The following is an 18618-nucleotide window of genomic DNA, read 5'->3' on the forward strand; positions in this document are numbered from 1 at the left end:
GGGTTCACCAACTCTGCAGGCAGGCCAGCAGGCTGCGCGCCTCGACGTTGACGTAGTAGCCGTGCCGGAGGAGCAGGGTGAGCTGGTGCGCGGTCATCCAGCAGTAGTCCTCGGGGACGGCCGTGGGGAAGTCGTCGCCGGCTTCGACGAGGAGGTAGTTGTTCTGCGAGTGGTAGAAGCGGCCACCCTCCTCGGCCAGGACGGCGTTGTAGAGCACGCGCTCCCGGGGGGCGTTCAGGACGTAGTCGAGGAACCGCGGCGGTCCGTCCGGGTAGTTCTCCGGGACGCACTGCACGGTCGGGCCCATCTCCATGCCGTCCAGCAGGCCGGGCTGGAACCGGGCGTGGACGAGCAGGTGCGCGACGCCTTCGATCACCTTGATGACGAACGCGACGACGCCGCGTCCTTCCGGGTACAGCAGGGGCTGGTCCCATTCGGCCACCTCGCGGTTGCCGACCTCGGCGGTCACCCCGATGATGCTGAAGTGCCGCCCGTTCTCGTGGGTGATCTGCTCCGGGGTGGCGCGCCAGCCGGGCAGGGCGCGCAGGGGGATCCGGTGCGCCGACAGTTCGTGCCGGCTCTTCGCGCCGGTGAACCAGCGCAGCACGGCTGCGGTGTCGTTCAGCGCGGGGCCCCGGCCCGTCGTCGAGAGGACGAGCGCCGACGCGGCGTCCCCGGCCGGCACCGGCTGGGACGCGGGGAAGGTGTCCGCCGGGAGGCAGGCGAGCACGGTCCTGGTGTCCATGTTGACGAGGCCGTCGATCCGCAGCAGCCGCCGCAGTTCGGGCAGCGGCAGCCAGTGGTGGTCCTCGGTGGCGGGGACGTCCTCGGTGACCTGCACGACCATGTTGCGGTTGCGTTTGCGCAGGAACCACGAGCCCTGCTCGGACTGCAGGACGTCCACCAGGGTGCGGCCCGCGCCGGGGTCCGTGAAGTACTCCAGGTAACGGGTGCTCCGGCCCTGGTGGATGCGCGTGTAGTTGCTGCGCGTGGCCTGGACGGTCGGCGACACCTGGATGCCGTTGTGGTTCCCGGGCTCGATCTTGGCCTGCACGAGGCAGTAGGGGACGCCGTCGACCTCCTTGACCAGCATGCCGAGGATGCCGATCTCGGGCTGGTTGATGATGGGCTGGCTCCACGCGTGGACCGGTCCGTAACCGGTCCGCACCTCCAGGCCCTCGACGACGAAGAAGGCCCCGGAGTCGTGGGCGAGGTTCCCGGTGTCGGGGTCGAACCGCCAGCGCCGCAGCTCGGCCAGCGGTGTCCGGGTCACCCGGCACCGCGCGGCGGCGGAGCACCGGGCGAACCAGTCGATGAACTCCGCGCCGGCGAAGTCCGCGAGATACGCCTCCGGCGGGAGGGACCGTACGAGTCCGTCGGCCGGTCCTGCCGGGAGGGTTACCACAGACCGGCCTGTTCGAGGACGGCTTCGGCGGCGGCGTTCTCGCTCTCGGTGAGCAGGCGCAGGTCGTTGTCGACCATCATGGCGATCAGTTCCTCGAACGAGACCTCGGGCTTCCAGCCGAGCTTCTCCCGGGCGCGGCTCAGGTCGGCGCAGAGCAGTTCCACCTCCGCCGGGCGGAGCAGCCGGGGGTCGACCTCCACGTGGTCGCGCCAGTCGAGGCCGGCGTGCGCGAAGGCGTACTGCACCAGGTCGCGGACGCTGTGGGTGACGCCGGTGCCGAGGACGATGTCCTCCGGCTCGTCCTGGGCGAGCATCATCGTCATGCCGCGCACGTAGTCCCCGGCGAATCCCCAGTCGCGCTCCGCGTCGAGGTTGCCCAGCCGGAGCTTGTCCACCAGGCCGAGTTTCACGGCGGCCACCCCGAGCGAGACCTTCCGGGTGACGAACTCGGGGCCGCGGATGGGGGACTCGTGGTTGAACAGGATGCCGCTGACCGCGTACATGCCGTAGGACTCGCGGTAGTTCTGCACCATGTAGTGCCCGAACGCCTTGGCCACCCCGTAGGGGCTGCGGGGGTGGAAGGGCGTGGTCTCGCTCTGCGGGGTCTCCCGCACCTTTCCGAACATCTCGGAGGTGGACGCCTGGTAGAAGCGCGGGACGCCGCTGCCGGTGGTCCGGGAGGCGCTGAGCCCCGCCACGCTGCGGATGGCCTCCAGCATGCGCAGCACGCCCTTCCCGGTCACCTCCGCGGCGACGGCGGGCTGCTTCCAGGAGACCGGGACGTACGACAGGGCGCCGAGGTTGTAGACCTCGGTGGGGGCGGCCTGCTCGACGGCGGCTATCAGGCTCGTCTGGTCCAGCAGGTCGCCGCTCACCACCCGGATGTCCGGGTGCAGGGGACTCCCGTCGCGCGCGTACGGCCGCCCCTGCCCGCGCACCATTCCGAACACCTCGTATCCGGATTCGATGAGCTGGCGCGCGAGATAAGTGCCATCCTGGCCTGTGATTCCCGTAATGAGCGCTCGCCTAGACAGAATCATCTCCCAGCCGTGAGGAACCCACAGAACGGCATTCGCATGGCTTTTGGGTTCCATGCGCCGCGGGGCAATGCGTATCACCGGTCACCGGAAACGGTACGGGAAAAGCACAGGTAATTCACTGTCCGCACAGGCAGTGTAGTGAATTCACTAGCGTCTTTCCGTAGGCGGCCCGGGCATTCGGGACGGGCCCGAAATAAGACGCCGGGCGCGGTGGAATTCCCGGTTCAGGCCGTCGGGCCCGCGGCGGCGGGGACGGCCTCGATCAGCCACAGGTCGGTGCCGTCCAGCGGGGTGAACGCGCCGGCCGTCAGGCCCGCCGCCGCGCAGAGCCGCTCGAAGTCGCCGCGGGTGCGCTCCAGCCCGTTGCCGTTGACGAGCAGGTTGAGGTCGTTGAGGTACGTCGTCGGCACCGCGTCGGCGGGCACGGTGTCGGGCAGCACGTGCTCGACCATGACGACCCGGCCGTGCGCCGGCAGCGCCCGGCGGCAGTGCGCCAGGATCGCCGCGGCCCGCTCGTCCTCCCAGCCGTGGACGACGCTCTTGAGCAGGTAGAGGTCGCCGCCCGGGGGCACGGCGGCGAAGAAGTCGCCGGTCTCCACCGTGGAGCGGTCGGCGACGCCCGCCGCCGCCAGCTCCTCGCCGGCCCGGGCGGCGCCGGCCGCCGTGTCGTACAGCACGCCGCGCAGCGCCGGGTGCGCGCGCAGCACCGCGGCCAGCAGCGTCCCGTCCCCGCCGCCGACGTCCACCACGGTGCGGACGCCGGAGAAGTCCTGGCGCGCCGCGACGAGGCCGGCGATCCCGCGGGTGCCCTGGCTCATCGCGGCGTTGTAGAGCCCCGAGAGGTCGGGGTCGTCCGCGAGGTGGGCGAAGAAGTCGCGGCCGAAGACCTGGTCGAAGGCCGGGCCGCCGGTGCGGACGCTGTGGTCGAGGTGCTGCCAGGCCGTCGCGACCGCGGGGTCGGTGAGCATCCGGGACAGGGCGTGGAAGGACGGCGTGCGGTCGGCGCGCAGCAGCTCGCCGACCGGCGTCAGCCCGAACACCCCCGGCTCGGACTCGCGGAGCACCCCGAGCGCGGCCAGGCCGCGCAGCAGCCGGTTCATGGCGGCGGGTTCGCCCTCGAAGCGGGCGGCCAGCTCCGCGGTGGTCCGTTCGCCCGCCGCGATCGCGTCGGGCAGCCGGAGCCGTACCGCCAGGCCGACGACCTGGGTGGCCATGCCGCCGAACACCAGCCGGATCACGTCCGTCCAGGGGGCCTGCGCGTCGTGTCGCTCTTCCATGTCACCGGCTCTCTCGTCGCGGAACGTCCTGGCCCAGGCCCCGGCGCACGGCCTGTTCGACCGGGGTGTACCGGCCGTCGGGCCGGTCGAGTTCGAGCTGCCCCACGGGCAGCAGGTTCGGCTGGGCCATGAACCGCGGGCGGGTGCCGGTGTTGGCCACCGGCGTGTGCACCAGGAAGGGGTGGCAGAGGTAGGCGTCGCCGGCCTTGCCCGTCGCGGACCTCAGGGGCCGGTCCCGGCCCACCTCCCCGGCCTCCAGGTAGGTGCCCTCCGCGCCGTACGGCGCCAGCAGCGGCGGTACGTCCAGGTGGGAGCCGACGCGGATCAGCGTGGGCGCGTCCTCCTCGCCGGTGTCGGAGAACAGCAGCAGGAGCAGCAGCGCCCGGCCGCGGGACCACACGTTGTACCGGAAGATCTTGTCGTAGTCCGGCGGGATCACGTCCAGCTCACCGGACCAGTCCCGGTCGGCGTCGGCGCCCTCGGCGAGGAAGCTGGCGTCGATGTGCCAGCCGTAGTCCTCGGTCTCCTCCGGCCGCTTCGTCACGGGGAACCGCACCGGGAACGTGCCGACCTGGGTCAGCGGCTGCCAGCGGCCCTCCCCGGCGAGCCGGTCGTAGGCGGCGTGCAGCAGCGGGGTGTTGGCGGCGCGGACGAACACGTCGTCGTCGCGCACCCCGAGCCGGACCACCTCCCGCGTCCAGGTGCCCGGGTCGTCGGGGTCCATGTCCAGCTGCCGCCACAGCAGGGCGCGCGCCTCCTCGGCGAGCTCCCCGGGGAACGCACCCGGCAGGTGGACGAAGCCGTCGGAGACGAAGCTCTCGACCTGCTCCTCGGTCAGTACGCGGGTTCCCATCACGCTCCTTTGCAGGACGATCGCCGAGCTCGGCACTAATCCCGGAGCGGATGCTACATAGCCGGAACCGGAGAAGGACTAGAGATTCCACTAGAGCGTGGTCACTACACTCGGAGAAGTATTTCGCAATTGACCGTGCCTGGCGTTGCCCACCTTTCCGTAACGCGCCGCCAAGTGAAACCCGAATTGTCAGGGGGAGCTCGATGCCCAGAAAAGTGCTCGTAATCGGCGGTGGGCCGGCAGGGTCCACTGCGGCCTCCTTGCTCAGCAAGGCCGGAATGTCCGTCAAGCTGCTGGAGCGGGAGACTTTCCCGCGCTATCACATCGGCGAGTCGATCGCCTCCTCCTGCCGCACCATCGTCGATCTCGTCGGCGCGCTGGAAGAGGTCGACTCCCGCGGCTACACGGTCAAGAACGGTGTGCTGCTGCGCTGGGGCAAGGAGGACTGGGCCATCGACTGGCCGAAGATCTTCGGCCCGGACGTGCGCTCCTGGCAGGTCGACCGCGACGACTTCGACCACGTGCTCCTGAAGAACGCGGTCAAGCAGGGCGCCGACGTCACCGAGGGCGTCACGGTCAAGCGCGTGCTGTTCGACGGCGACCGCGCGACCGGGGCGGAGTGGACGGACCCCGACACCGGTGAGCTGGTCAGCGAGGAGTTCGACTACGTCATCGACGCCTCCGGCCGGTCGGGCGTCATCTCCCGGCACCTGAAGAACCGCCAGCCGCACGAGATCTTCCGCAACGTGGCGATCTGGGGCTACTGGCAGGGCGGCTCCCTGCTGCCCACCTCGCCCACCGGCGGCATCAACGTCATCGGCGCCCCCGACGGCTGGTACTGGGTGATCCCGCTGCGCGACGACCGGTACAGCGTCGGCTTCGTCTGCCACCAGGACCGCTTCCTGGAGCGCCGCAAGGAGCACGCCGACCTGGAGGCGATGCTGGCCTCGCTGGTCCAGGAGAACCCGACCGTCCGCGACCTCATGGCGGAGGGCGAGTACCAGCCGGGCGTCCGGGTGGAGCAGGACTTCTCCTACGTCGCCGACAGCTTCCACGGCCCCGGCTACTACCTCGCCGGCGACGCCGCCTGCTTCCTCGACCCGCTGCTGTCCACCGGCGTCCACCTGGCGCTCTACAGCGGCATGCTGGCCGCGACGTCCGTGCTCGCCACGGTGAACGAGGACGTCACGGAGAAGGAGGCCGGCGCGTTCTACGAGTCGCTCTACCGCAACGCCTACCAGCGGCTGTTCACCCTGGTCTCCGGTGTGTACCAGCAGCAGGCCGGCAAGGCCGCCTACTTCGGCCTGGCCGACGCGATGGTCCCGGAGCGCGCCACGGAGGAGTACGAGCAGGTGGACGGCGCGGTGGCCTTCGCCGAGCTGGTCGCGGGGCTCGCGGACATCCACGACGCCGTCACCGGGACGCACGAGGACCACGCCCACCAGGCGCAGGCCCAGGCCGTCGCCCTGCCGGAGGACAACTCCGTCCGCCAGCTGCTCGCCGCGGCCGAGAACGCCCGGCTGATGGCGGAGGCCGGCACGCCGAGCGCCCCGGTCAGCGAGGCCCCCGGCAAGATGGACGCGCACGACCTCTACGACCCCGCCACGGGTCTGTACCTGCGGACCACCCCGACCCTGGGGATCGGCCGGTCCCGGTCCTGACCAGGCGGTTCCGGGCCGCGGTACCCGGCGTCGTACGAGACGGCGCACGAGACCGGGGCCCGGGACCACACAGCGCGCCCCGGGCCCGGGGCGGAGAACCGAGCGGCCTTCACAGGCCGTTGGCGTTCCCCGCCCCGGGCCCGGGGCGCGCGCGGATCCGCCGCCGGAGCGCCGGGGCCGCTAGAGCGTCGAGACGGAAGGGGTCCGGCCGGCGTCGTCGAGCACGCGCTCCCAGCACGCGCGGACGCCCTCGGCCAGCGGGATCTCGGCCCGCCAGCCGAACTCGGCCTCGGCCCTCGTGACGTCCAGCCAGTTGCCCTGCCGGTCGAAGGAGCGTCCGCGCTCCCAGCGCACCGCGACGGAGCCGCCGGTCACCGCGGACACGACGTCCAGCAGACCGCTCAGCGACGTGGGCACGCCGGAACCGACGTTCACCACGGAGGGCAGCCGGCCGCCGGCGACCCGGGTGCGCAGCGCGAGCAGGAACCGGGTGACGTCGTCGACGTTGACGTAGTCCCGGACCACGTGCGGATCGCCGAACACCCGCACGGGCTCACCCCGGACGGCCGCCCGCAGCCAGTGCGGCAGCACGCCGAAGCCGCGGACGGGACGCTGGCCGGGGCCGTAGACGTTGCTCAGCCGCGCCACCACGGCGCGGACCGCGTCCGGGCGCCGGAACAGCTCGGCCTCGAGGCGGAGTTTGGCGTGCCCGTAGGCGGAGTCGGGCCGGGTCGGGGTGGTCTCCCGGTACGGCGGCGCGACCTCGGGCGCGTAGACCGCGCCGCCCGAGCCGGCCAGGACGAACACCGGACGGCGTCCGGCCGCGGCCAGCGCGTCCAACACCTCGACCAGCAGCAGGCGTTCGGCCTCCACCAGGTCGGGCCGCCGCTCGGCCAGGATCGGGCTCAGGCCGGCGGCCAGGAAGTAGACGATGTCGGCCTCCACCAGGCCCGGGGCCGCGCGGCCGCCGGCCACCGGCGGGAACGCCCGGTTGAAGGCGGCCGGGACGCGCGCGTCCTCGTCGGTGAGCGCGGCCGTCAGCCGGGAGCCGATGAAACCCGTCGCGCCGATCACCGCCGTACGGCCGCCGGGCAGCGGGTCCGCCGTGGTCACAGCGCACCGAGGCGCGCCAGGGGCGACGCGGCCAGCTCGGCGAGGGAGGCCACCCGCGGCACGTCGTCGCCCGGAGGCGCGGTGCGGACCGTGCGCAGCGCGCGGTAGGCCCGGACGATGTCCGGGTGGACGCCCGGCGGAACGCGGTAGCCGTCCTCCGGCAGCACGAACACCGCGGGGCAGCCCAGGGCGCGGGCGGGCGCCACGTCGTGGTCGGCGCGGTTGCCCACCACCAGCAGTCCGGCGGGCGGCAGGCCCAGCCGGTCCAGGGCGATGCCCAGCAGCCGCGGATCGGGCTTGGCGACCCCTTCGAAGCAGTCGAGGACGACCGTCTCCAGGACGGCGGTCAGCCCCCACGCGGCGAGCACGCCGGCGCACTCGGGCGGCTGATTGGCGACCACGGCCGTCGGTATTTCGCGGGCGAGCGCCTTCGTCGCCGCAATGGCGCCGGGAATCTCCTGGGCCAGTTCCCCCCAGGCCCGCAGGATCCGGACCCAGCTCTCGTCGGCGGCCGCCGAACCGAGAATGTCCGGCCGGCCCGCGGAGACTTTCCCGCCCAGATAGAAACGCTCGGTGTCATCGATGAAATGTCGGAGGGTGACGCTCGGATCAGTGGTGACCGCGAGGTCGAAGGTCCCCTGAAGCCAAGCCAGTTCGAAAGGCTCGTCGTAGTAGATGACGCCTCCGACATCCAACGCAATCGCACTGTGTCCAGTCATAGCAACCCGCTCCCGTATTTCACATACGTCGCGCCGAGAGTATTGCACGCGTTTCATCGGGGTCGCCGTCCGATGGCCGTGGGAATCGCCGTCGGCGGCCAGAGTCTAGTCAATTCACTATTCTCCGGCTAAAGGCGATGCCCTATTCCGGGAAGGAACGTATCGTACTCGTCGAATACCTGACGAAAGGAGCCGCCGTATGGGGGCCGTGGAAACCGTGATCGACGAGGAGCTCGTCGCAGCCTTCCGGGACGACGGATTCGCAGCGCTGCCGCGACTCGTGGACGACGCGGAGCTGGGGTGGCTGCGCGGTGTCTACGACCGGCTGTTCTCCGAGCACGCCGACTTCGCGACGGGCGACTACTTCGACATCGCCGCCCGCCAGGATTCCGACGGGCCGGCGCGGCTGCCGCAGATCGTGCGCCCGGAGAAATTCGCGCCCGAACTGGTCGAGAGCGAGCACTTCAAGCGCTGCCGGGCCATCGCCGCGCGGCTGCTGGACGTCCCCGAGGACGAGCTCGACTTCTACGGGCACGCCATTCTGAAGCCGCCGAACTACGGCGCGGAGACGCCCTGGCACCAGGACGAGGGCTACATGGACCCGCGCTGGCACCGGCGCGGGCTCAGCGTGTGGACCACGCTGGACGAGGCCACGGTGGAGAGCGGCTGCCTGCACTACCTGCCCGGCGGCCACCTGGGTCCCGTCCTGCCGCACCGGCACATCGACGACGACGACCGCATCCGCGGGCTGGTGACCGACGCGGTGGACCCCGCCGCCGGTGTGGCCGTCCCGCTCGCCGCGGGGGAGGCCGTGGTGCACACCCTGCGGGCCCCGCACTACGCGGGCCCCAACCGCACCGGCCAGACCCGCCGGGCGTACGTGCTCGTCTTCATGGGGCCGGTCGAAGAGGTCGCCGACCCCGAGCCGCGCCCCTGGCTGGACGCGCGCTGACGACGTGCCGGGGTCCGGGCGGCGTACCCGCTCCGGACCCCGGCACCTCACGTCCAGGTCATCCCGGAGAGCAGCCTGCGGTACTGCTCCACATACCGGCCGGCGATCTCCACATGGCCCCACAGCCGGACCGCCTCGCGCCGGACCTCGCCGGGCGACGGCAGCTGTTCCACGATCCGGCGGGCCTCGTCGGGCGCGAAGTCCGTGCCGTACCCGACGACCCGGCCGACCGCCGGGACGATCTCCGCCAGACAGCCGTTGTGCGTGCCCACGACGGGGGTGCCGCTCACCGCCGCCTCGGAGACCACCGTCGCGCCCGGTTCGCACCAGGTGCCGCCCCACGGCCCCTCGACCGCCTGGGACATGGCCAGCACCGCGTGCGCCGAGGCGAGCAGGTCGAGCCGCCGTTCGGCGCCCACCTCCCCGATCGGCTCGACGGCCGAGCCGTACCGGGAGGTGATCTCCGCGAAGTACTCCGGCTCCCAGGCGGGCCCGGCCAGCACCAGGCGCCGGCCGCACGCCGCCGCGAACGCGGCCGCCTCCAGCGCCCCCTTGTGCGGCGAGATCCGGCCCATGAAGAGGAGGAAGTCCTCCTTGGGCACCGCGTCCGCCGCCGACCGGTAGCGGGCCGGGTCGACGGGGATCGGTATGACGGGCGCGTCGGCGCCGCCCCCGCAGTGCGCGCGCTGCGCCCGCGAACTGTAGGTGCAGCCCGCCGGGTTGACCGGCCGGGTGGTGAAGTGGTGCGAGCTGATGAACGCGGTGCCCGGACGCAGCCCGGCCGGGCCGATCAGGCCGCCGCTGTGGTCGTGGACCACGTCGACGTCCGATTCCCGCAGCCACCGCTGGATCTCCTCCGGCTCGCCCACCGGCACGACGGTGAGCCCCGGCGCTCCCGCCGGGCTGCCCGGGGCGCCCAGCAGGTAGACCTCGTGGCCCAGTTCGAGCAGCCCGTCCATCAGGTTGGCGACGACCCACTGGATCCCGCCGTACCCCTGCGGCGGCACGGTGATCCACTCGTCGCTCCCCGGCACCCGGAGCGGGATGTTGACCAGCGCGACCTTCAGCGGCCTCATCGGGACGCCCCCTTCGTGCCCCGGGCCCGCAGCACGCGGTGGCTCCGGCGCCGGGACCGCATGGTCGGCACCCGGCCGATGAGCCAGCGCAGCGCCTCGGCCGTCTCCCGCGCCCCCGTCGCCGCCGGGACGCGGCCGACGACGCTGTGGCCCCTGAGGTCCGCCACCAGCCAGCGCCCGGCGAGGCGGGCGGCCTTCGCGGGGTGCCAGTCGATGTCCGTCAGGAGGTAGTAGTAGCGGTTGCGCCGCATGTGGACCCGGCTGTACTCGCTGGGGACGGCGGCACCGCCGCCGCCCCGGTGCTGGATGCCCAGGTCCAGGTGGAGCGCCACCCGCCAGCCCGCCCAGCGGGCCCGGCGGCACAGGTCGGTCTCCTCGTAGTAGGTGTGCAGCACCTCGTCGAAGAGCCCGGTCTCGCGGAGCATCGCGGTCCGGGCGAACAGCGCCGACCCCTGGACGTAGGCGTGCTCCAGCGTCCGCGGGGCCCGGCCTTCGGCGGGGCCGGCGGTGGAGGGGTGGGCGATGCCGTCGCCGGCGAAGGCGTGCTGCTCGCCCAGCCACAGGACCGTGTGCGTCCAGTCGTTGAACTCGTCGAGCGCCGTCGACTCGGGGTCGTAGCGGTACTGCAGCGGGCCGAGGATGCCGTACTCCGGCCATTCCTCGGCCACTTCGGTGAGCCCGCGCACCAGGCCGGGCGGCGTCCAGGTGTCGGGGTTCACGAGGAACACGTAGTCCGCGCCGGACTCCAGCGCCCGGCGCATGCCGACGTTGTTCGCCCCGGCGAAGCCCAGGTTGCGGTCGTTGCGGATGACCGTCGCCCGGGGGTACTTCGCGCGCACGTGCTCGACGCTGCCGTCCGCCGAGTCGTTGTCGACGTAGCAGACCTCCAGGTCGATCCCGGTGGTGTCGCTGTCCAGCAGGGAACCGAGGCACCGGTCCAGCCAGCGCAGCTCGTTGGTCCCGACGGTGATCGTCACGACCTTCGGCCGGCGCTCGGCGTCCATCTTCTCTCCCGTTCTCGTCACGGCCGGTCCCGTCGTGGTCACTTCAGGACGGCGCGGATCGCGTCGGTCAGCTGGTCCCCGTTGGGCAGCAGCGCCTGGTCGAGCACCAGCGCGTAGGGGATGACCGCGCCGTCCGGCCGGGTCACCCGCCGGGGCGGGGCCACCAGGTCGAACTGCTCGGCGGCGGTGGCCAGGACCTCGCCGGCGAAGCCGCTCATCCGGTTGGCGTCGTCGATCACGACCAGCCGGCCCGTCTTCTCGGCCGAGGCCCGGATCGTCTCCCAGTCCACCGGGTAGATCGTGCGCGGGTCGACCACCTCGATCGACGCCTCGCCCGCCATCGCCTCGGCGACGGCCAGGGCGGTGTGCACGCACTGGCCTGTGGCGACGACGGTCACGTCCTCGCCCGCGCGGTGGATGCGGGCGGAGCCGAGCGGCACCGGGCCGAGCTCGCCGGTCACCTCCTCGACCGTGCCCATCAGCGCGCTCGGCGCGAAGACGGCCACCGGGTCGGGGTCGCGGAGGGCCGAGAGGAGCAGGCCGTAGGCGTCCGAGGCGGTGGCGGGCAGCACGGTCTTGATGCCGACGTGGGCGAAGAGGCTGTAGGGGTGGTCGGAGTGCTGGCCGGCCATGCCGGACCGCGAACCCGAACCCGGCACCAGATAGGTGACGGGGACCTCCACCTGCCCGCCGGTCATCAGCGAGAACTTGTGCGCCTGGTTGGCGATCTGCTCGAAGACCAGGTACAGCAGCGACGGGATCTGGTACTCCACGACCGGCCGCTGCCCCGCCATCGCCGCGCCGGTGGCCAGGCTGGTGAACGCCTGCTCCGACAGCGGCGTGTCGACGACGCGCCCGTCGCCGAACCGCTCGTGCAGGCCCTTGGTGGTCTGGGTCAGGCCGATCCGGACGTCCTCGCCGAAGACGCAGACGCGGTCGTCGCGCGCCATCTCGTCGTGGAGCGCCTGGTTCAGCGCGGTGATGTACGCGAGTGCACCCATCAGATCATCACTCCGGGCCGTGTCGTCGTGCCGTCGGCATACAGGTGGTCCAGCGCCTCGTGCGGCTCGGGGGCCCGGCCCGCGCGGGCGAACTCCACGGCCTCGTCGATCAGCGTGGTGATCTCGGCGTCGACGGCGCGGACCGTCGCGGCGTCCACCCGGGTGCTCTGGGTGCGCAGCGGGTCGCGGGCCCGCCAGTCGCCGACCTCGGCGTCGTCGCGGTAGTTGAGCGCCACCTGCTCCTCGTAGGAGTGGTGGCCGTGGAACCGGTAGGTCCGGCACTCCAGGTAGGCCGGGCCGCCGCCCGCGCGGCAGCGCTCGACGGCCTGGGCGGCCGCGTCGGCGACGGCCTCGGCGTCCATCCCGTCCACCGCGCGCGCCGCGAGGCCGAACGCGGCCGCCCGCTCCACCGGGTCGCCGGCCAGCGCCCGGCCGACCGGCAGGCTGGTCGCGTAGCCGTTGTTCTCGCAGACGAACACCACCGGGAGCCGCCACAGGGCCGCGAGGTTGAACGCCTCCAGCACCACGCCCTGGCTGAGCGCGCCGTCACCGAAGAAGGCGACGGCCACCCGGTCCTCGCCGCGCTGCTGGAAGGACCAGGCCGCGCCGGCCGCGATGGGCGCACCCGCGCCGACGATGCCGTTGGCGCCGTAGACGCCGAGGCCGACGTCGGCGGCGTGCATCGAGCCGCCGCGGCCGCGGTTGAGGCCGTCGGTGGTGCCGAGCAGCTCGGCCAGCATCCGCCGGGGGTCGGCGCCCTTGGCGAGGACGTGGCCGTGCCCGCGGTGGGTGCTGGCGACGACGTCGTCCTTGGTGAGCGCGGAGCAGACGCCGGCGGCCACCGCCTCCTGGCCGATGTAGGGGTGGATGCCGCCGACGATCTCGCCGGTGAGCGACATCGCCAGGCAGCGTTCCTCGAATTCTCTGATCAGGCGCATCGTCCGGTAGAGCCGGACGGCACGTGACTCGGCGCCCATCGCCGGTCCCCCTTATTTCTCGTGGTCGGCGGCTGAGCGTCGTCATCCGCCGGGCGTGGTCAGCGGCTGAGCGTCCGGTAGCGGCGGACCGACAGCGGCATGAAGATCACCAGCAGCACTACGGGCCAGGCGACGGCCAGGGCCACGGCGTGGCCGGTGACCCAGGAGTCGCCCCCGACGCCCGGGTTGCCGAACAGCTCGCGGCAGGCGGACACCGTGGACGACAGCGGGTTCCACTCCGCGATGTGGCCCAGCCAGCCGGGCATCTTCTCGGGCGAGACGAAGGTGTTCGCCAGCATGGTCAGGGGCAGCAGCGGCACGTACGCCGCTCCGGCGGCGTCCGGGGGCAGCAGCAGGCCCAGGTAGATCCCGACCCAGATGAGCGAGTAGCGCCAGAGCAGCAGCAGGCCGAGCGCGGCCAGCGCCTTGCCGGGACCCTCGTGCCAGCGCCACCCGACCAGCAGGCCGCAGACGAGGAGGATCGTCAGCTCGATCACCGAGCTGAACATGTCGGCGAAGCTGCGGCCCATCGCGACGCCCGACTGGGCCATCGGCATCGAGCGGAACCGGTCGGTCACCCCCCGGGAGACCGCGCTGGTGACGGCCAGCATGCTCGTCACGACGCCGAACATCATCGCCTGCCCGAACAGGCCGGGCATCAGGAACGCGCGGTAGTCGCCGCCGCCCTCGACCGACATGGCGCTGCCGAAGACGTAGCCGAAGACCACCGTCATGATCGGGAACATCATGCAGTAGAAGATCAGTCCGGGGTTGCGGCGCCAGTTGATCATGTTGGCGCGGCCGACCACCCAGCCATCGGTGACGGCCCACCGGGCCCTTCCCAGCACGGCCCTCATCCGACCGGCTCCTTCCTTCGACCGGCACGGTTGGTCACGTGCAGGAACACGTCGTCCAGCGTCGGGCGGCGCAGCGACACGTCCGCCACGTCGTGGCCCCGGTCGCGCAGCGTCCGCACGATCTCCACGAGGTCGCCGACCCGGTCCCGTACCGCCGCGTCGATGCGGCGGGCCTCGGTGTCCACCTCGGGCTCGGTGTCCGTGAGGCGGGCGACCTCGGCCACGGCGGACGCGAGGTCCGCGCCGGCCGCCAGGGTCACCACGATGCGGTCGCCGCCGACGAGGGACTTCAGGGTCTCGGGCGTGCCCTCGACGATCCCGCGTCCCGCGTCGATGACCGAGATGTGGTCGGCGAGCCGGTCGGCCTCCTCCAGGTACTGCGTGGTGAGCAGCACGGTCGTGCCCTGCCCGACCATCGAACGGACCATCTTCCAGACCTCGTTGCGGTTGCGCGGGTCGAGGCCGGTGGTGGGCTCGTCGAGGAAGAGGACCTTGGGGACGGTGAAGAACCCGGCGGCCAGGTCGAGCCGTCGGCGCATGCCGCCCGAGTAGTGCTTGAGCCGCTTGTCGGCGGCCTCCGTCAGGTCGAACTGCTCCAGCAACTCGTCCGCGCGGCGCCGGGCCTCCTTGCGGCCCACGTGGTACAGGCGGCCCCACATCTCCAGGTTCTCGCGGCCGGTCAGGATCTCCTCGACCGCCGGGTACTGGCCGGTGACCCCGATCTTCCGGCGCACCTCGGCGGGCTCGCGGCTCACGTCGTGGCCGGCCACCACGGCCCGGCCGCCATCCGCCTTGAGCAGGGTGCTGAGGATGCGCACCGCGGTCGTCTTGCCCGCGCCGTTGGGGCCGAGCAGGGCGCAGACGGTGCCCTCGGGCACGACGAGGTCGAACCCGTCCAGCGCCGTCCCGGTCGGGTAGGTCTTGCGCAGGCCCTCGGCGACCAGGGCGGCGTTCGCCGACCCGCTCATGCTCCTCCTTCGGAGATCAGTTGGGACGGGTCCGCGGCGTTCATGAACGCGCTCAGCGCCCGCAGGTGCTTGGCGGGCTTGGCCCAGTCCAGGCTGTCGCACCACTCGGCCAGGTCGGCCAGTTCGACGGTCGCCCGCCGCTTCTCCTCGTCCGGGAGGTTGGCGACGGAGTAGTCGTCGGGCCACTGCACGACGTTGGCGAGGTCCGCGTCGAGGCCCTCCTCGCGGGCGAAGTGCAGCAGGTCCCGAAGCCCGAACAGGTTGAGCCGCTGGGGCGCGACCTGGAGCCAGAGGTTCACCTCGGTCTTGGCCCGGCGGAGGTTGGCGACGAACACGTCCCACTTCGCGGGCTGCCGGATGCGCTCGAAGACCTCGCCGACGCCGTCGCAGGACGCGCCGATGCCGACGCTCTTGAAGTGCGGGAAGCGGTCGAAGACCTTCTCCGGGAGCACCGTGAGGTTGGAGTTGTAGACGATGTCGACGTTGCCCGCGTTGCCGGTCTCGATCAGCAGGTCGAGCATCGCGAAGTGGCCGGGCTGCATGAACGGTTCGCCGCCGGCGAAGTACAGCCGGCGGATGAGGTGGGCGTTCTCGCGGAGCGTCGCCCACAGCTCCTCGTCCTCGCGGTACGGGTCGATCACCGCGGACGACCATGACGGCCGCTTCTTGGCGCCCCATCCGGAGCTGACGGGGTAGGCGCACATCACACACCGCAGGTTGCAGGTGTTGCCGAAGCGGATGTCCAGGAAGAACGGGAACTCGTCGAACGAGCCGTCGGGAGCGGTCCGTTCGGCGAGGTCGGCGAAGTCCACCGTGTCGGCGAACCGCTCGTTGATGCTCTGCCGGTACGAGGTCGCGCCCCGGTCCTCGCGGTGGTAGCAGTAGTCGCACGCGGACACCCGCTCGCCGGCCAGCATCTTCAGCCGGGTGCGCCGCATGTTGGGGCTGTTGAACGCCTCCTTCAGCCCGCGCACCTCGTCCGGGTTGTCCTTGGCGTAGCGCGAGTGGGGGGCGCAGCCGAGGGCGTCGGCGTTGAGCTTGAAGACGGGCTCCTCCACGGAGTCGTACAGCTCGTTGTGGTACATGGAGTCGTCCACGCAGCACCGGCCGTAGACGCCGTCGATGGAGGCGCACTGGTGGATCCACGGCAGCACGCACATGGTGGGGCTGGGCGGGGGCTGGGTCATTTCGCGTCCCTCTCCGGCGTCTCCGGTGCGCTCGGCTTGGTGGCGGTCAGCAGGATGTCCAGGTAGAAGGGCTCGGCCGGGCCCTCGACACGGCCCAGGCCGCCGAAGACGCGGTCGAGGTAGTCGTCGACGAGGCGCGGGCGCAGCCGGTCGGCCAGCGTCAGGGTCCGCAGCAGCAGGCCCACCGGCCCGCCGGCCGGCCAGCCGTGCTGCCGGCCGTGGTAGCGCAGCAGGAGCAGCAGGCCGCGGGGGCCGCAGGTGAGCTTGACCGCGCGGTCCACGGTGAACCCGGACCGCTCGGCCTGGGCCGCGAGGCCGTCGGCCGTCCAGCGCCACAGGTCCTGGCCGCCGTGCTCCTCCCACACACCGTGCGTGGAGAGCACCAGCTTCCCGCCCGGGCGCAGCAGCCGGAGGGCCTCCCGCAGGTGGGTGTCCGGGTCCGTCACGTGCTCCAGGACCTGGGTGGAGAGGATGCCGTCGAACGACCCGTCCGGCAGGGCACTCAGGCCGTCCGCGTCGAGCTCGTGGTCGGCGGTCAGGTCCTCGCCGCCGCGCATCTCGGCGGTCTCCAGCCGGGCGCCCGGGAGCAGGCCGCGGTAGGGCGACGTCCCCGCGCCGAAGTCGAGCCAGCGGCCCGACGCCCCGCGGAGCTCCTCGGCGAGCGCGTCGCGGAGGTCGAGCAGGTGGGCGTAGGCCCAGTCGCCGGGGCGCGGGTCGGTCCGCTCGCGGTAGCGCTCGGCGACGACCTCGTCGTGGGTGGGTTCGCGGCGCGGGCGGGCCGGGGTTCCGGTCAGGGCCCCCAGCAGCGGCAGCCGGTTCAGCAGGTTCACCACCGCCAGTACTCCTCGTGCGGGAACCGCAGGCCGGAGATGGCGGGGGACTCGTCCCACAGCCGGTACCCCTCCGCCGGGCGGTAGGCGAAGGGCTCCTCGCCCCGGTGCTCCTCGGCCGCGGCGCGCTGCTCCAGGCAGGAGCGCAGCACCTGCTGTTTGAGCCCCACGTACTCGGGTGTGTGCGGGCCGAGTTGGCGTTCGACCTCGCCGGGCCGGTACTCGTAGTAGACGACCCGGCGCTGCTTGCCGACCACCGCGGGGGCGCCGTGCAGCGTCAGGATGTTGTGGAACAGGGCGTCGCCCGGCTCCATCACGGCGGGGACGGCCCCGGTGGTGTCCCACTCGGTGGCGTTCATCCGGTCGGCGGTCTCGGCGATCCGCTCGTCGTCCCAGTAGTTGGACTGCGGGATGGCCCAGACGCAGTTGTCCTCGGGCGCGGGGTCCAGGTAGACGCCCACGTCGATCACGCGGCCGCCGCCGGTGACGGCGACGGCGTCGGGGTACATCTGGCCGTCGCGGTGCCAGGCCAGCCGGGGCGCGCCCGCCGGCGTCTTGAACACCATGCTGTCCCAGGTCGGGATGAAGTTCGGGCCGACCAGGGACTCCATGGCGCCCAGCAGCAGCGGATGGCCCGCGAGCCGGGCCAGCACCGGGGACTTGTCCATGACGTACTCGATGCGGACCGGGGCCGCGTCGGGGTCGTCCGGCTCCAGCGTCCAGATGGTGTCGTGCGGGGACCGGGTGCGCCAGGCGTCGTCGATCAGGCCGGCCGCCGCCTCCTGCGCCGCCGCCAGCTCGGCGGGGGTCAGCAGGCCGCGCACGGCCAGCACGCCCTCGCGCCGGAAGGCGGTGATGTGCTCGGGGAGCAGGCCGGTCTCCCGGATGTGGCATTCGGGGACCGCGGAGGGGCGGGAGGGGGCGGGTGTGTCGGTCACGACGGTTGCACTACTCCTCGGGGGTACGGGCGGACAGGGGCCCGCGGGCGGCGACGAAGTACCACTGCGTGCGCAGCTCCTTGGCGAAGGCGGCCCGGTCGAGGCCCGGCTCCGCGGCCAGCCAGCCCGCCAGGGTGTGGATCGTGTAGCCGAGGTCGTCGACCAGCAGCGCCCACAGGTCGTCGCTGGTGGTGCCGTAGTCGCGCATCGCGTGGTCGCCGCCGTGCTCGAAGACGACGACGGGGGACTCCCGGCGCAGCAGCTCGGCCGCGCCGCGCAGGGCGCCCACCTCGCCGCCCTCCACGTCCACCTTCACCAGGTCCACGCGGGCGTCCGCCGGGACGACGTCGTCGAGGCGGACGGTGTCCACCGCGATCTCCACGAGCATCTCGTCGGCCCGGTCGTACGGCCGGCGGCGCAGGCCGCTGTAGCCGGGGTTGGAGACCACGTGGACGAAGCTGTCCCGGCCCTCGGTGGCGGCCGCGGCGGCCTGCCACACCGTGACCCCGGGGAAGTCCCGGCGCAGCCCCTCCGCGTAGTGCGGCAGCGGCTCGACCGCGAAGTGCCGGCCCTGAGGGGCGGCCCGGCGCATGTGCGCGAGGATCTCGCCGCCTCCGGCGCCGATGTCCAGGCAGCCGGAGTCCGGGGCGCAGACCCGCTCGATGATCTCGACGGTGAGCTCGTCGTACCACTCGTTGAGCCGGTCGACGGGTATCGGCTCAGCCACCGCGCACCGTCCTCTCCGTACGCGTCCGCGGGG

The 18618-nt window shown here is 72.4% G+C and carries 18 protein-coding genes; 2 read left to right on the forward strand and 16 right to left on the reverse strand.

What is annotated here, in order from left to right:
- Nucleotides 1–4: 4 nt before the first annotated feature.
- From ACH4PU_RS09300 to ACH4PU_RS09315, 4 genes are all read right to left on the reverse strand, one after another.
- The gene (locus tag ACH4PU_RS09300) at nt 5–1405 is read right to left on the reverse strand and encodes an NDP-hexose 2,3-dehydratase family protein (protein WP_398268353.1); all 1401 of its coding nucleotides are present in this window, start codon (nt 1403–1405) and stop codon (nt 5–7) included.
- Nucleotides 1399–2439 (reverse strand): GDP-mannose 4,6-dehydratase, encoded by a 1041-nt coding sequence (locus ACH4PU_RS09305; protein ID WP_398268518.1) that lies wholly within the window; start codon nt 2437–2439, stop codon nt 1399–1401. Before ACH4PU_RS09305 ends, ACH4PU_RS09300 begins: the two co-directional genes overlap by 7 nt.
- Before the next feature lie 230 nt (nt 2440–2669).
- Nucleotides 2670–3722, reverse strand: coding sequence for a methyltransferase (locus ACH4PU_RS09310; protein WP_398268356.1), 1053 nt, complete (start codon nt 3720–3722; stop codon nt 2670–2672).
- 1 nt (nt 3723) lies between these two features.
- Complete coding sequence (locus tag ACH4PU_RS09315) at nt 3724–4575, reverse strand: phytanoyl-CoA dioxygenase family protein (RefSeq protein ID WP_398268359.1); 852 nt, start codon at nt 4573–4575, stop codon at nt 3724–3726.
- A 203-nt stretch (nt 4576–4778) separates the two neighbouring features.
- Between ACH4PU_RS09315 and ACH4PU_RS09320 the strand changes: the two genes are divergently transcribed.
- On the forward strand, nt 4779–6236 hold the full coding sequence (locus ACH4PU_RS09320; RefSeq protein ID WP_398268362.1) for an NAD(P)/FAD-dependent oxidoreductase: 1458 nt from the start codon (nt 4779–4781) through the stop codon (nt 6234–6236).
- Between the two features lie 180 nt (nt 6237–6416).
- Here the strand turns inward: ACH4PU_RS09320 and ACH4PU_RS09325 are convergent, their stop codons facing one another.
- Nucleotides 6417–7349: an NAD-dependent epimerase/dehydratase family protein gene (locus tag ACH4PU_RS09325; protein WP_398268366.1), complete on the reverse strand. Its 933-nt coding sequence runs from the start codon at nt 7347–7349 to the stop codon at nt 6417–6419.
- Nucleotides 7346–8068, reverse strand: coding sequence for an HAD family hydrolase (locus ACH4PU_RS09330; protein WP_398268369.1), 723 nt, complete (start codon nt 8066–8068; stop codon nt 7346–7348). The genes ACH4PU_RS09325 and ACH4PU_RS09330 overlap by 4 nt, the downstream gene beginning before the upstream one ends.
- A gap of 199 nt (nt 8069–8267) precedes the next feature.
- Between ACH4PU_RS09330 and ACH4PU_RS09335 the strand changes: the two genes are divergently transcribed.
- Nucleotides 8268–9020, forward strand: a complete 753-nt coding sequence (locus ACH4PU_RS09335) for a phytanoyl-CoA dioxygenase family protein (RefSeq protein WP_398268373.1) — start codon at nt 8268–8270, stop codon at nt 9018–9020.
- Between the two features lie 47 nt (nt 9021–9067).
- Here ACH4PU_RS09335 and ACH4PU_RS09340 read toward each other — a convergent pair whose 3' ends face one another.
- From ACH4PU_RS09340 to ACH4PU_RS09385, 10 genes are read right to left on the reverse strand one after another with little or no spacing between them, the layout of a single operon-like run.
- On the reverse strand, nt 9068–10096 hold the full coding sequence (locus ACH4PU_RS09340) for a glycosyltransferase (protein WP_398268376.1): 1029 nt from the start codon (nt 10094–10096) through the stop codon (nt 9068–9070).
- Nucleotides 10093–11121, reverse strand: a complete 1029-nt coding sequence (locus ACH4PU_RS09345; RefSeq protein WP_398268379.1) for a glycosyltransferase family 2 protein — start codon at nt 11119–11121, stop codon at nt 10093–10095. The genes ACH4PU_RS09340 and ACH4PU_RS09345 overlap by 4 nt, the downstream gene beginning before the upstream one ends.
- 17 nt (nt 11122–11138) lie before the next feature.
- The gene (locus ACH4PU_RS09350; protein WP_398268382.1) at nt 11139–12101 is read right to left on the reverse strand and encodes an alpha-ketoacid dehydrogenase subunit beta; all 963 of its coding nucleotides are present in this window, start codon (nt 12099–12101) and stop codon (nt 11139–11141) included.
- On the reverse strand, nt 12101–13078 hold the full coding sequence (locus ACH4PU_RS09355) for a thiamine pyrophosphate-dependent dehydrogenase E1 component subunit alpha (protein ID WP_398268385.1): 978 nt from the start codon (nt 13076–13078) through the stop codon (nt 12101–12103). The genes ACH4PU_RS09350 and ACH4PU_RS09355 overlap by 1 nt, the downstream gene beginning before the upstream one ends.
- A gap of 59 nt (nt 13079–13137) precedes the next feature.
- Complete coding sequence (locus tag ACH4PU_RS09360; protein ID WP_398268388.1) at nt 13138–13935, reverse strand: ABC transporter permease; 798 nt, start codon at nt 13933–13935, stop codon at nt 13138–13140.
- Nucleotides 13932–14903 (reverse strand): ATP-binding cassette domain-containing protein, encoded by a 972-nt coding sequence (locus ACH4PU_RS09365; protein ID WP_398268391.1) that lies wholly within the window; start codon nt 14901–14903, stop codon nt 13932–13934. Before ACH4PU_RS09365 ends, ACH4PU_RS09360 begins: the two co-directional genes overlap by 4 nt.
- A complete protein-coding gene (locus ACH4PU_RS09370; protein WP_398268394.1) occupies nt 14900–16090 on the reverse strand; it encodes a twitch domain-containing radical SAM protein in 1191 nt (396 codons plus the stop codon). Before ACH4PU_RS09370 ends, ACH4PU_RS09365 begins: the two co-directional genes overlap by 4 nt.
- On the reverse strand, nt 16087–16923 hold the full coding sequence (locus tag ACH4PU_RS09375) for a class I SAM-dependent methyltransferase (protein WP_398268397.1): 837 nt from the start codon (nt 16921–16923) through the stop codon (nt 16087–16089). The genes ACH4PU_RS09370 and ACH4PU_RS09375 overlap by 4 nt, the downstream gene beginning before the upstream one ends.
- Complete coding sequence (locus ACH4PU_RS09380) at nt 16917–17858, reverse strand: phytanoyl-CoA dioxygenase family protein (RefSeq protein ID WP_398268399.1); 942 nt, start codon at nt 17856–17858, stop codon at nt 16917–16919. Before ACH4PU_RS09380 ends, ACH4PU_RS09375 begins: the two co-directional genes overlap by 7 nt.
- Nucleotides 17859–17868: 10 nt before the next feature.
- On the reverse strand, nt 17869–18585 hold the full coding sequence (locus ACH4PU_RS09385) for an FkbM family methyltransferase (RefSeq protein WP_398268402.1): 717 nt from the start codon (nt 18583–18585) through the stop codon (nt 17869–17871).
- Between the last annotated feature and the right edge of the window lie 33 nt (nt 18586–18618).

This window comes from Streptomyces sp. NPDC021100, assembly GCF_044333095.1.
Lineage (GTDB): Bacteria > Actinomycetota > Actinomycetes > Streptomycetales > Streptomycetaceae > Streptomyces.

Bases quoted from the DNA above. Each gene is read 5' to 3' on its own strand.
- ACH4PU_RS09310 (WP_398268356.1), bottom strand. From the start codon at position 3,722: ATGGAAGAGCGACACGACGCGCAGGCCCCCTGGACGGACGTGATCCGG.
- ACH4PU_RS09315 (WP_398268359.1), bottom strand. From the start codon at position 4,575: ATGGGAACCCGCGTACTGACCGAGGAGCAGGTCGAGAGCTTCGTCTCC.
- ACH4PU_RS09320 (WP_398268362.1), top strand. From the start codon at position 4,779: ATGCCCAGAAAAGTGCTCGTAATCGGCGGTGGGCCGGCAGGGTCCACT.
- ACH4PU_RS09330 (WP_398268369.1), bottom strand. From the start codon at position 8,068: ATGACTGGACACAGTGCGATTGCGTTGGATGTCGGAGGCGTCATCTAC.
- ACH4PU_RS09335 (WP_398268373.1), top strand. From the start codon at position 8,268: ATGGGGGCCGTGGAAACCGTGATCGACGAGGAGCTCGTCGCAGCCTTC.
- ACH4PU_RS09340 (WP_398268376.1), bottom strand. From the start codon at position 10,096: ATGAGGCCGCTGAAGGTCGCGCTGGTCAACATCCCGCTCCGGGTGCCG.
- ACH4PU_RS09350 (WP_398268382.1), bottom strand. From the start codon at position 12,101: ATGGGTGCACTCGCGTACATCACCGCGCTGAACCAGGCGCTCCACGAC.
- ACH4PU_RS09355 (WP_398268385.1), bottom strand. From the start codon at position 13,078: ATGGGCGCCGAGTCACGTGCCGTCCGGCTCTACCGGACGATGCGCCTG.
- ACH4PU_RS09360 (WP_398268388.1), bottom strand. From the start codon at position 13,935: ATGAGGGCCGTGCTGGGAAGGGCCCGGTGGGCCGTCACCGATGGCTGG.
- ACH4PU_RS09365 (WP_398268391.1), bottom strand. From the start codon at position 14,903: ATGAGCGGGTCGGCGAACGCCGCCCTGGTCGCCGAGGGCCTGCGCAAG.
- ACH4PU_RS09370 (WP_398268394.1), bottom strand. From the start codon at position 16,090: ATGACCCAGCCCCCGCCCAGCCCCACCATGTGCGTGCTGCCGTGGATC.